Annotated in this window: 12 protein-coding genes; 1 reads left to right on the top strand and 11 read right to left on the bottom strand. The window is 31.0% G+C overall.

All coding sequences use genetic code 11. The annotated features are described in order from the left end of the window. Nucleotides 1–6: 6 nt before the first annotated feature. From RMO83_RS04205 to RMO83_RS04190, 4 genes are all read right to left on the bottom strand, one after another. Nucleotides 7–618 carry a hypothetical protein gene (locus tag RMO83_RS04205; RefSeq protein WP_310558425.1) on the bottom strand — a complete coding sequence of 204 codons (612 nt, stop codon included), beginning with the start codon at nucleotides 616–618 and terminating at the stop codon, nucleotides 7–9. A gap of 153 nt (nucleotides 619–771) precedes the next feature. Next, nucleotides 772–1,452 carry an ABC transporter ATP-binding protein gene (locus RMO83_RS04200; protein WP_310558424.1) on the bottom strand — a complete coding sequence of 227 codons (681 nt, stop codon included), beginning with the start codon at nucleotides 1,450–1,452 and terminating at the stop codon, nucleotides 772–774. 1 nt (nucleotide 1,453) lies between these two features. After that, nucleotides 1,454–2,710, bottom strand: a complete 1,257-nt coding sequence (locus RMO83_RS04195) for an FtsX-like permease family protein (RefSeq protein ID WP_310558423.1) — start codon at nucleotides 2,708–2,710, stop codon at nucleotides 1,454–1,456. Next, nucleotides 2,707–3,789 carry an efflux RND transporter periplasmic adaptor subunit gene (locus RMO83_RS04190; RefSeq protein WP_310558422.1) on the bottom strand — a complete coding sequence of 361 codons (1,083 nt, stop codon included), beginning with the start codon at nucleotides 3,787–3,789 and terminating at the stop codon, nucleotides 2,707–2,709. Before RMO83_RS04190 ends, RMO83_RS04195 begins: the two co-directional genes overlap by 4 nt. Nucleotides 3,790–4,045: 256 nt before the next feature. On the opposite strand from RMO83_RS04190, the gene RMO83_RS04185 reads away from it, so the two are divergent. Then, the gene (locus RMO83_RS04185) at nucleotides 4,046–5,215 is read left to right on the top strand and encodes a phospholipase D-like domain-containing protein (protein ID WP_310558421.1); all 1,170 of its coding nucleotides are present in this window, start codon (nucleotides 4,046–4,048) and stop codon (nucleotides 5,213–5,215) included. 14 nt (nucleotides 5,216–5,229) lie between these two features. Here the strand turns inward: RMO83_RS04185 and RMO83_RS04180 are convergent, their stop codons facing one another. The 7 genes from RMO83_RS04180 to RMO83_RS04150 form a co-directional block, all read right to left on the bottom strand. Beyond that, the gene (locus RMO83_RS04180) at nucleotides 5,230–6,240 is read right to left on the bottom strand and encodes a metal-dependent hydrolase (protein ID WP_310558420.1); all 1,011 of its coding nucleotides are present in this window, start codon (nucleotides 6,238–6,240) and stop codon (nucleotides 5,230–5,232) included. 6 nt (nucleotides 6,241–6,246) lie between these two features. Continuing rightward, nucleotides 6,247–6,738, bottom strand: coding sequence for a VOC family protein (locus RMO83_RS04175; RefSeq protein ID WP_310558419.1), 492 nt, complete (start codon nucleotides 6,736–6,738; stop codon nucleotides 6,247–6,249). A 185-nt stretch (nucleotides 6,739–6,923) separates the two neighbouring features. Then, the gene (locus RMO83_RS04170; RefSeq protein ID WP_310558418.1) at nucleotides 6,924–10,130 is read right to left on the bottom strand and encodes a PAS domain S-box protein; all 3,207 of its coding nucleotides are present in this window, start codon (nucleotides 10,128–10,130) and stop codon (nucleotides 6,924–6,926) included. Nucleotides 10,131–10,434: 304 nt separating this feature from the next. Continuing rightward, nucleotides 10,435–10,776, bottom strand: coding sequence for a hypothetical protein (locus RMO83_RS04165; RefSeq protein WP_310558417.1), 342 nt, complete (start codon nucleotides 10,774–10,776; stop codon nucleotides 10,435–10,437). A gap of 58 nt (nucleotides 10,777–10,834) precedes the next feature. After that, nucleotides 10,835–11,557 (bottom strand): nitroreductase family protein, encoded by a 723-nt coding sequence (locus RMO83_RS04160; protein ID WP_310558416.1) that lies wholly within the window; start codon nucleotides 11,555–11,557, stop codon nucleotides 10,835–10,837. A gap of 130 nt (nucleotides 11,558–11,687) precedes the next feature. After that, nucleotides 11,688–12,287: an NAD(P)H-dependent oxidoreductase gene (locus RMO83_RS04155; RefSeq protein WP_310558415.1), complete on the bottom strand. Its 600-nt coding sequence runs from the start codon at nucleotides 12,285–12,287 to the stop codon at nucleotides 11,688–11,690. 11 nt (nucleotides 12,288–12,298) lie between these two features. Beyond that, a partial coding sequence (locus RMO83_RS04150) for an alpha/beta hydrolase (RefSeq protein WP_310558414.1) occupies nucleotides 12,299–12,881 on the bottom strand: 583 nt, incomplete at its 5' end.

The following is a 12,881-nucleotide window of genomic DNA, read 5'->3' as shown; positions in this document are numbered from 1 at the left end:
TAAATATTATTTAATAAATTTATCTTTAATCATCTGATTATAAATTACTTTTGTAACTTCTTCGGTCAATTTTTTTACTCCTTTAGGATCCGTTGTTTCGGTTAATGCTGTCCAAATAATTTTGTTTTCTCTGATGGAATATACATTCGTTTCGATGGTATAAATTTTGGTAGTTATATAATATTCAGGATTGTAATACGACATTGAACTTTCATAAAAATAATTATTGAAATCTCGGTAATTATTTGGATAACGATTATAATTGTTTTGCTGGTAAATTTTTTCTTGCTCAACATCAATTAATCGCATAGTTACAACACCATCGAAACCGTCATTTTTGATTGTACTTCTAATGACTTCATGGTTTTCTTTATTAAAATTAGATTTTAGATAATTATATGATGGAATGCCCTTTCCGTTGAGATAACCAACCATTTGGTCTTCTGCTTTTCTATTGCTAGTTTCAGACTTGAACATTGCAACAACCAAAATTTTGTCTAACTGATTTAGATTTATTTGCTTGTCGCGCTGAGTCCAACTGCTAACAATTTGAGTTGAATTACAGGAAGATAAAAAAAACAGAAGGAATAAAAAAGAAGTAAAGTTTGGCTTTTTCATAGTGTTACATTTAATTGAAATGAGGATGTTTTGAACTATCAAAGTTTGATTTATTATAAGAAAGATTTGTTGTTAAATTTTATTAAAAAATTGTAAAATTCATAGGAATTATTATGGATAATGTTACTTTTATGAAAGATTAAAATAAAAACATTACATCTTAATAATTTTTCCATCTTCCATTTCAATAGTCCTGTGCGTTCGTTTGGCAAAATCGTTATCGTGTGTTACAATTAGTAACGATTGTTTATAAACTTCAGCCAATTCTTTGAAAACGTCAAAAACAATTTCCGAGTTTTTCTTGTCTAGATTTCCTGTTGGTTCATCACCCATAATGATTAAAGGATCGTTGATTAAAGCCCGAGCTATGGCTACTCGCTGTTTTTCGCCACCCGACAATTTGTTCGGACTTTGCAATGCTTTATCTTGAATTCCCAACACTTTTAATTTTTCATAGGCTTTTGCTTCAATTTCCTTCGTGGATAATTTTGCCAATTTTAATCCTGGTAGCATAACGTTTTGTAAAACCGAAAATTCGTTTAACAGATAGTGAAACTGGAATACAAATCCAATTTTTTCGTTACGAACAACTGCCAATTCTATATCGGGTTTGTCTTTCATTGAAACAGAATCGATTTTTAAATCTCCATCAAAAACAGTATCCATTGTAGATAAAATATACAATAAAGTAGATTTTCCGCAACCAGATTTCCCGATTATCGAAGCAAATTCACCTTTATTTATTGAGAAATTAATATCCGTTAACACTTTCAATTCCATTGTTTCGTGGAAAGTTTTGGAGATATTTATGGCTTCTAGAATTTTGGTTTCCATTTTATTTTCCTCTAATAATTTCAACAGGATCTACTTTACTGGCTTTCATTGCAGGAAATAATCCTGCAATTGTAGTTGTAAATAGCGCAAAAATCATACTGATGATGTAATAAATGCCGTCGTAACTAATTGGATAGGTTTTTATGGTTGGCAACGAAGGTGTTTCGAAAGGAATTATACTTATAATTGAAGAGAAAATAAATCCGATTAACAAACCCAATAATCCTCCTGCCACTCCAATAATTAAAGATAAAAAAATGAAAATCCATTTTACATCGCTACCCGAAAAACCTGTCGCTTTCAGAATTGCAATCGTATCCATTTTTTCGTAAATCATCATATTCAGAATATTATAAATTCCGAAACCAGCAACCAACAATAATACCAAACCAACTGCATACGAAATGATGGTTCTAACCGAACTTCCCGTTTCAAATTGAGCGTTAGCCGTTTGATAATCAATGGTATCTGTATTGTATTTCTCTGCAAATTCTTTGGCAACTTGTGGTGCCGATTGCATATCGAATAATTTAATTTGAATATCGGTGATGTAATTTGTTGGTTCATCCAATAATTTTTGAGCTGTTTCCAGCGATGTGTAACTAAATGTATTATCGTATTCTACAATGCCAATTTGTGAAATTCCAACTACTTTTAGCATTACTAAATTGCCACGTGATGAAGTGATATTAATATTGTCGCCTTTGACTAAAAGCATTTTTTCTGACAAACCTTTGCCTATAATTATGCTGTTATTTTGATATAAATCAGCCACATTTCCATCGATGATATTTTCTGAAATTTTGAATAATTTCTCTTCGTGTTCAATTTCAATTCCGTTGATAACTCCAGCAATTTCTATTGTTCCAGAATTAAAAAAAACAGGTGTATTTATTTTGGCAGCAACATCAATAATGCGTTTATCGAGTTTTAAGTCTTGTATGATTTTTTTGCTATCATAAATCGATTTTCCTCTGTCTTTTGGTTTTATTGAATTAATGAAATTAGTATTGTTTTTATATTTTTCAGATAAAGAAATGGGTTGATTTTGAGATGGTTTTACTTCATTATACAATCGAACGTGAGGTGTTTTGTTTAGCATTAATCCATCAAGCAGATCGTTTAAACCGTTCATAAAACTAACCAAAGCAATAAACATTGAAATACTAAAAGTCACGCCAACGGCAGCAACAATAGTTTGTTTGAGTCGTGCTCGAAGCAAATGTGTGGCAATATTTAAAATCAGTTTATAGTTCATTCTTTTAGTTTATAAATTATTTCATCTGCTTTTAAACCTTCCATAATTTCCACTTTTTGATAATCTGATAATCCTATTTTTACTTTGCGTTTTTCTTTTTTAGAGATTTGAATAGAATCACCTTTTAGCAAATAATTTTTCGGAATTGTAACAGCATTTTTTTTGGTTTGAATGACAATATTGGCTTCGGCAGAAAGATTTGGATATAATTTTTGTGGCGGATTTATAAAATGTGCTTCAATCTTAAAAGTTCTAGATTGCTCGTTCATTATCGGAAAAATTTTATCAACTTTGGCTTCAAAAACTTGATTTTTATAACTGTCTAATGTGATCAAAACAGATTGATTTAATTTTACTCTTGCCATATCGTTTTCATCAACTTCAAGTTCCAACAAAAAAGCGTTTTTTTTACCGATAATTGCTAACGGAATTTGTGGCGAAATCAAGGTGCCTTCTTTTACTAAAATATCAAAAAGTTGACCAGAAAGAGCACTTTTAATTTGATAATCATTTTGTGTTTCTTGACCAATTTGCAGTAAAATATTATTTTTGTTTTGGTCGAAATTCAACTGCAATTTAAGTTGTGATAATTGTTTTTGAGATGTTTTTAAATTCAATTGCGAAGATTTGTATGCTAATTCCACTTTTTCAAAATCGACTTCCGAAATAATATGGTCTTCTTTTATTCGGTTATTTCTATCATATAACGATTTATCAACCAATAATTTATCACGAGCCAATTGCACTTTTAGTTCCATTTCTGAGATTTTATCTTGAATATATCGGTTGTCATTTTGACTTAATTGATACGTTAATTTTGCGTTTTGAGTATTCAATTCAGCTTTGTCATCATCAATTTCAAATAGCAATTGATCTTTAGTAATTGTTTGCCCAGCAACAACATCAATTTTATTCAAAATGCCATTTACAGTCGAAAAAACAGCGTATTGATTTTCGGATTTAATGATTCCAGAGGCATAAACGCTTTCGGTTACATCGCCAATTGTTGGTTTGGTTTGCTCGAATTTGTCTTTGCAGGAAATTATAAATAATAGTATAATTAGGAATATTTTTTTCATATTTAGATTTATTTATCTGCTTAAAATTTTTCCTAAACCAAATAATTTATAACAACTTTTACAATTTTATTAATCAAAGTTTTTAACTCCCAAAGTTTAAGTTTTTACAATAAATTATGGTTGTAAAATTTTATTATAAAATTGTATAATTCCTATACTTTTTCATGTGAATTTTGTAATAAATAAAATTATATGTGTAACAATTTGTAGGATAAAATCATTAAACTTTGATTTTTTAATTGTTTGAATTTAAAAAATGAAAAAGTTAATCAATACTACTTTTACCGAAAACAAAATTCAACTCATTAGAAGTGGCAAACCTTATTTTGACTTACTTCTAAAACTTATAAACGATTCAACCGAAAGTATCCATATTCAAACCTATATTTTTAATGATGATGAAACAGGGAAATCAATTGTAAATGCACTAAAAATTGCCGCTTCTAAAAAAGTAAAAATTTACTTGTTAGTTGATGGTTATGCTTCAAAAAACTTATCTGAAATTTTCATCGAAAATTTAAAAAAAGAGAAAATAGAGTTTCGATTTTTTAAACCTTTTTTTAAAAATAATAATTTCTATTTCGGACGAAGATTGCATCACAAAATGATTGTTATCGACACAAAATATGCTATTGTAGGGGGATTGAATATTGCCGATAGATACAACGATTGTCCTAATATTAAGGCTTGGTTAGACTTTGCTATATTTGTAGAAGGTCCAATTGTTAAAGAACTTTGCGTTTTATGCTGGAAAACTTGGAACGGGTTCAAAGTGAATAAAAACCAAGAATATTGCAAAGAAAACAACATTTTGTTTAATTTTAATGAAGACGAAATTGCTTTATGTCGCATCAGGCGAAACGATTGGGTACGAACAAAAAATGAAATATCTACTACTTACAAAGAAATATTTAACAACGCCGAAAAACAAATTACTATTATATGCAGTTATTTTTTGCCAGGTCGAAAAATCAGAAAATTGTTGCGATTTGCACTAAAAAAAGGGGTAAAAGTTAGATTAATTTTGGCAAGTCAATCTGATGTAAAAATTGCAAAATCGGCAGAAAGATGGATGTACGATTGGTTGCTCAGGAAAAACGTCGAAATATATGAATACCAACCTACTGTCTTGCATGCAAAAATGTGTGTGGTTGATGAAAAGCTAGTTACTATTGGATCTTATAACATCAACAATATTAGTGCATATGCAAGTATTGAATTGAATATTGATATTAAAAAAGCAAACTTTGCCAAAGATGTTACCCAAACTTTAGATGCAATTATTGAAGAAGATTGCATTCAAGTAACCAACGAAGTTTACCAAAAAACAAATACTATTTTCAAACAATTATACCATTGGGTTAGCTATAAAATTTTCAGAATAAGTTTTTTCTTGTGTACTTTTTATTTTAAACAGCGAGAATGAATTCAATAGTAATTTCAATTCCCTTTTATTCTTTCAAATAAGGAAGAAAAAGTTTTTTCATTCCAACCCACAAATCTTCCACGTTGCACAACGAGTGTGTTATCATACTCTTTATGCAAAAAATAATGAAACACAAATTTCCCTTTTGGGTTTTCCCAGCCTTTTATTTGTCCAAATCTTAAATCGTTAAAAACAAGGGTATCATTCCATTTTTCGATGGTATAAAAATTTTGCGAAAAGCGTTTCAGTTTATATAAATCTTCTTTATCTTCTATTGCTTCTAGCAAATTATTATTACGAGCAAAATAAGTGAAATCTATCGTTTTTTTAGTGTCAAAAATTGATTTATGACCAACATAAAATCCGTTTTCATTGCCTGCAACTACATACCACAAACTATTCTGAAAAGGTGCAGGTGTTGTTAAATATTGTGTGTAATTTATATTTTGTTGTTGTAATGATTTCTTGACATCTGCATCAATTTTTATTTTTATGCCAATGCAAATCAATAAATAAATGGCTGTAAAACCAAGACCAAATTTCCAAATTCTCTTACGGTAAATAGTATTTTTTCTAAAATAAATAAATGCCAAACACGCCAATCCTGTCCAAATAGAAAACAATGGATCAGCGACATAAATCATATTAAAAGAAAATCGTTTATGGCTAAATGGTTCTAACCAACCTACACCATAATTATTAAAAGCATCTAAAAAAATATGGATAAAAATAACGCTACCAAAAAATAACATCCAATGTTTTAAACTTATATTGTGTGGTCTGTGCCAATATTCAGCTAGCAATGCAAATAGTGGCGTGATGATAATACAAAACAAAAACGAATGTGTAAAACCACGATGCGCCAATAAGTTGGACGAAGTATCCATCCAGAACGAAGCTATAAAATCTATATCAGGAATGCTTTGTGCCAATGCGCCCCATAACATCGCTTTTTTGCCAAGAGTTTTTCCTGCAAATGCTTCTCCCATACAGGCTCCAAGTGCAATATGTGTGAGTGAATCCATCTATTTTTATATGATTTCCTTTAATAAATCGTCTAAATCTAATACTGCTGAATACATTATTAATGTTCCGTCTTCGTTATAAAGCCATTCTACTTTGGGCTTGTCCCAATACAATTCGACGCCATTATTATCAGGATCATTTAGGTAAATGGCTTGTGAAACGCCGTGATCTGCTGAACCCGTAATATGATAATTTATTTGTAATAATCGGTTGTAAATAGTTGCTAAATCTTTTCGAGTTGGATATAAAATGGCGGTATGAAACAAGCCAACTCCTTTTTTTTGAGCCATTGGGTAATCTTCACTGTACCAAGTATTTAAGCCAATGTGATGATGGTAACCGCCAGCAGAAACAAATGCGGCTTCGGTGCCATACATAGTTGTGATTTCGAATCCTAATAAATCGCAATAAAAGTCTAGTGAACGCTGCAAATTGGAAACTTTCAAATGAACATGACCAATGCAGGTTTGAATGGGTATTTTGTATGGTTTTTCCATTTATTTTATTTCTAAATAATTGTATAAAAGTGGTTAGTTAGTCACTAGTAAGCGTTATATAATTATAGAAAAAAGTTGCATTATTCACATATTAAAATTGGGAAAATAAAAGCCATACTTTATAAAACTACTTTTTGTTCGTAAAATAGAATCTATAAACCTATTTTTTATTCAAAATATAATTATTATCTTTCTATCAAGGCTACTATTTTACTGTACAATTGGTTTTCATCAAAAGGTTTAGAAATATAATCATTCATACCAAGTTCTTTACATTTAAGATCATCAACTGTAGTTACATCTGCTGTTAATGCAATGATTGGAATTGTAGATTGCATTGTGTTTCGAATGTATTCTGTAGCTTCAAAACCATTCATTATGGGCATTTGCAAATCCATCAAAATAATGTCGTAGGTATTGGTTTGTAGTTTTTCTATTGCTAGCTTGCCATTGTTTACAATATCAAAATCAAAGTCAAAATCATCTAAAATAATCTTTATTAATAATTGATTCAACGCTACATCTTCGGCAACTAATACACGGAGGTTTTTAATTTTTGAATTTAATGCTACTATTTCTGCCTTTTCAACAATTTTCTTATTTGTTTTTGCAAATGGCATTATAAAACTAAAAGTTGAACCTTCACCAAGTTTACTATTTACTTGAATACTTCCGCCTTGAAGTTCTACTAATTGTTTTACGATACCAAGTCCCAGTCCTGTTCCGCCATACGAATTTGAGGTGTTAATTTCTGCTTGTTCAAATAGATTGAAAATTGAATTTATTTTGTCGTTTGCAATGCCAATTCCAGTATCAGTAATGACAAATTCAATAAACACATTTTTTTCATCTTCGTTTTTTAAATTGGCACTTAGCATAATTTTACCGTTGTGTGTAAATTTTATGGCATTACTCATCAGGTTTAAGATAATCTGATTTAATCTTACAGAATCGCCTATTACTATTGATGGTATTTTGCTATCGTATTCTCTTACCAGTTCTAAATTTTTTTCTTTTATTTTGAGGTCAAAAGAATGTATTAATGAATTTATTGATTTGCACATTTCAAATGGCTTTTTTTCAAATGTCATTTTGCCGGCATCAACTTTTGCCAAATCGAGTATGTCATTTATAAGTACGTTTAAAGAATTGCTACTTGTTTTTATTGCCTTGAGAAATTCTTTTTGTTTTTCATCTAACTCTGTTTTTAATAACACATTTGTAAATCCGACTATCGAGTTTAATGGTGTTCTAATTTCGTGGCTCATGTTTGATAAAAACTGTTGCTTAAATTTTACTGCATTTTCTGCAGATTCTTTTGCAACAATCAATTTTTCTTCAATTCTTTTCTGTTCTGTAATATCCATGCTTATACCAGAAAGGGTAACAGCCTCACCTGCATCATTGTATAAATATTTGCCTGAAGCACGCATCCACCGCACATTTTCATTGTCCTCCCGTTTTATGCGATAAGATGTTTCGTAATGTATTTTTGTTTCAAGTGTTTTTGCCAATGCTGCATAAACCACTTCTTTATCGCTGTCAAGTATTACTTTATGCCAATCTTCATATACAAGGTCTGTACGATGCTCATCATAGCCCCACATTTTTTTATGCAAGTCCGACCATTCTAAGGTTTGTGACGCCAAATCCAACGACCAAGTACCCACTTCTGCGGCAGTGGTCGCTATTTCAAAATGCTCTGAGATTTTTCGCAGTTGCTCTTCGCTTTCTTCAATTTTTTTTCTTGCGAGCACTTTATCAGTTACATCAATTGCAACATTAATTACTCCAGAAACATTTTTATTGTAGTCAAATATTGGATGATAAATAAAATCAAAATATCCCTTGAATTCATTGCCATGTTTCAAAAAGTGAACAGGGAATTCGTTTCCCTTGAAAGGAATGCCAGTAGAAAATATATCGCTTAAAATTTTATCCAATCCCTGGGTAGCAGTTTCGGGAAACGCATCAAATAATTTTCTGCCAAGTATTTCACTTTCTGTTTTTCCTATAATTTCGCAGAAAAGTTTATTTGCAAGTGAAATCACGAATTCTTTTCCTTCATAAATATTTAAAGCAAACGGGGCTTGCATAAAAATATTCTGAAGTTGCTGCTGACTATCTTTAATTTTTTGCTTTGCAATCACTTCGTATGTTACTTCATTTGCCAATATTGCCACGCCTACTATCTCTCCATTTATATTTCGTTGTGCTTGGTAAATAAAATTGTAGTGCATCAGCTGTTGCTTACCGTTGCGCAATAGAGTAACGGGTGTTTCGTAAGCATGATACGGTTCGCCAGTTTCATATACATTTTGTATCAACTTATCAAAACCTTGTTCGGCAGCTTCTGGCAACACTTCAAACAATGATTTGCCAATAATATCTTTTCCCTTGCCCCATGTTTCGATAATCGCATCGTTGGCTATTTCTATAATTGTGTCTTTGCCTTTAAAAATACCAATCATATATGGAGAAGAATAAATCAGTTGGTGAAATCGGTGTTCACTTTCTTCCACTTTTTTGCGGGCAAGCACTTGTTCAGTTACATCAATATTGGTTCCGACTATCCATTCTGCTTGTCCAGCATCATTAGTCCGAACAGTTTCCACTGCTTCTATATGACGGAGTATGCCATCGTCTGCCCTTAAAATTTTAAAAAAACGTTTGCTACTGCCACTATTTTTTACCGTAACTTGTAATATTTTTTCTTGCTCCTCAATATCTTCAGTAACTAATGCTTCCTTCCAAGTATCGTATGGTACAAATCCATTATTTGTTGGCTTTACACCGTAAATTTCGAACATTTTTGCATCCCATTTGATTTGGTTTGTGATCACATTCCATTCCCAAATACCTACTCCAGAGGCTTCAGTTGCCAAGCGAAAACGTTGTTCATTTTCTTCAGCTTTTTTACGCACAAGCACTCTTTCCGTTACATCAGTTGCATATACTAACACACCCGAAACAGTGCCGTCATTTTCTTTATATGGATGGTAGACAAAGTCGAAATAAACGATTTCATTTTCGCCATTATCTCGAATAAAAAAAGCGGGCTGTTCGCTGCCGTAGTGCGAAATGTTATTGTGCAACACATCAAATAGCAAACCCATAAAAGGTTGGTCTTTCATTTCGGGCAATATTTCAATTAACGATTTGCCCAAAGCTTCCTTGCCTACATTAAAAATTTTGAGTATGGGATTATTTGCTGTCTCTAATATCATATCCTCTCCTTTCAAAATCAAAATAGGGTAAATGGATAGTTCAACCAAATTGCGAAAACGCTGATCGTTTTCTTGTAGTTTCTGTACATCAAATTCAGATGTTTTCAGAATACTTAATTCTAATTCCAATTCTTTTATTCTATTTTCAATGTCTTTTTTTTCCATAGTATCGAATTGGTCTCTTTTGTTTGCAAAAACTTCTTGTTTACGAAGGTACAAAGGTTTTGATGGAAAGATTTAAAATAAATAAGTTTTATATTTTATTGTTTTTCAAATTGTTACGTTATAAGTTAATTTCTGATTAATTAAAAATGATTGTTCTGCTATTAAATAATTTAATGAGTTAATTTTTCATGATGTGAATTTTGTTACCAATATTTGCTTTAAGTTCCTTTAAAATGAGTTGTATAGTTTTGCAATGTCCACACCATTCGTTATTTATGATTTGTAAAAATTTTGCTATCGTTTTTTACTTGTTTAAAATTCTGTAAATCAATCCTAAAATTATGATTATAAAAAAGGCGGTATAAATTTGTTTGTTATATTTTGCTAACCAATTGGGTAAATAAATATCAAAATTTTCTTTTGCAGAATTAGAATATTTTTGTGCCATAATGGTTAATGGACACATCATTTTGAAGAATAGAAGAATAATGAATTCAAAGCCAATTAATCCAATTCCTATCCAAATAAAGTTGTCAATTTTATTTGTAAATACTTCATAAGCCATATAAAACAATACTAAATTAAAAAATATCCAAATGATGGTGTGGATGGTTTTTATTAGAATTAATTTAGTTTGACTATTCATTTTTTCTATTTCTCTTTAATCATTTTCACTGATTTTATAATTGTAAATAGCAATTTTTCTAAACCTTTTGATACACTTCATCAAAGGAAATTCTCATTCTGTCGCCCCAAACTCCTTGTTCTTCTCTAATGCCGCAGGAAACCACCATATTGATTTCGGCACCATAGGGCAATTTCAAAATACTTTTCACTTTTCTACTATCAAAACCTTCCATTGGGCAAGTGTCATACTTTTCGTTAGCCATTGCCAGCATAAATGTTTGAGCAGCTAAAGCACAGGTTTTATGAACTACAACTCTCATGTCGTTTTCAGATACTTGATACACAATTGGTCTAAAAAGCCCAACGATGTTGACTATAATTTTTCTTAATAATCCGAAAATTCCAAAAGCACGTAGGTATAAAAAAGGCATTATTTTGCCATAATACATTTTCCAGCTTTTACTTCGTTTTTCTTGTTTTAATTTAGGGCTATTTTCTAACACATTTTGAGTTTCTAACACCATCATTTCTTTTGCTCTTTTACGGTATAAATCCTGCCTTGTTACAAAAACTACCATTTGTTGTGCGGTAGTTGCCGATTCTTGATTTAAACAAGCAATTGCTAATTTTTTCAACATTTCGGGGTTTGTGATATGATAAAACTCCCAAAGTTGCATGTTGGAACTATTTGGTGCTAAAGTTGCTAATTGAATACAATGTTTCACTTTTTCGGCATCAATGGGCTGTTTTTTGTAATGCCTCACTGAGCGTCTGTAATTTATTATTTCTTCTAAAGTCATTTTTAATTGTGGGTTATTTTTGCTACCTAAATTATTTCAATAGCGCAAAGTTGCATTCCAGTTATTACTTTTATGTTATCCAATATTTAATTTGAGGTTGTATAATTCTACAATCAGTTATCAATGTCGTTTAGTTAAGGAATAATCTAATTTTTTTTTGCTTTTCCCCCAATTTTTTAACTTCCTCAAGCCATTTTTTTCGTTTGGCTTCATCGGAAGCTTTAATACCAGAAAAAACTTTGATTTTTACTGGTTTTATACCGCAAAATTCCAATACGCCAATTTTCATAGCGTTGTGTCCTGGACTTCTGTTTTTAAACCAATAATACCAACTTGGCGTGTCCATTGTTACAATTAGCCTAGCCGTTTTTCCTTTTAATAGTTTGTCCCAAAAAGATGAATTTTCTCTGTATTTAAAAGCAAATCCTGGTACAAAAACCCTATCAATAAAACCTTTGAGCAATGCTGGGAAAGTTGCCCACCAATTTGGATACACAAAAACCAAATGATCTGCCCATAAAATATCTTTTTGCATTTGAACCAAATCGGGTTCTAATTCGCTAATTTTTCGGTATCCGTAAGTTAAAATCGGATTGAATTTCAAATCAATTAAATGAACCAATTTGCAATCAGTGCCAACTAAATCAGCACCGTTTTTATAGCTTTCTGCCAAAGCAAAACAAAAACTTTCTTTGTCTGGATGTGCGTTGATAATTAAGATGTTTTTCATTTTAATAAAATTTACGATTGTAAAAATTCAATTAAATCAACGTTTAATTTATCTTTATCTGTATAAAATAAACCATGTGGCGCATCATCGTAGATTATAAATGTATTATTGGCAATTAACTGTGCTGTTTTTTCAGACGAAATTTCAATAGGCACAATCTTGTCTGCATTTCCATGGATTATTAAAGTGGGCACTTTTATTGAAAGTACTTCTTGACGAAAATCGGCACTCGAAAAAGATTTGGCACATTCTGTTGTTGCATGTGGCGAAGCAAAAGAGGCTAACATTCTATAGTATTCTAGTAATGGTGTACTTATAACTTTGTTACTACTACTTTGTCCAAAAAAATTTATACCAAAACCATCTAAAAATGCGATTCTGTCTTCTTTAATTGCGAATTGTGTAGCTTCATTTTTTTCTTTTGTACGACCTTTTGGATTGTCGTCACTTTTTGCCAAATAAGGAATTATCGAAGAAACAAGCACAGCTTTAGAAACATTTTGACCAGCGTGTCGGCTAAAATAGCGAACTACTTCTCCACCGCCCATAGAAAAGCCAACGAGAGTTACATTTGTTAACTCCAATTGGTCGATT

The sequence above is a fragment of the Flavobacterium sp. genome (assembly GCF_031423415.1).
Taxonomy (GTDB): domain Bacteria; phylum Bacteroidota; class Bacteroidia; order Flavobacteriales; family Flavobacteriaceae; genus Flavobacterium.
This window is presented reverse-complemented; position numbering and strand designations above follow the sequence as displayed.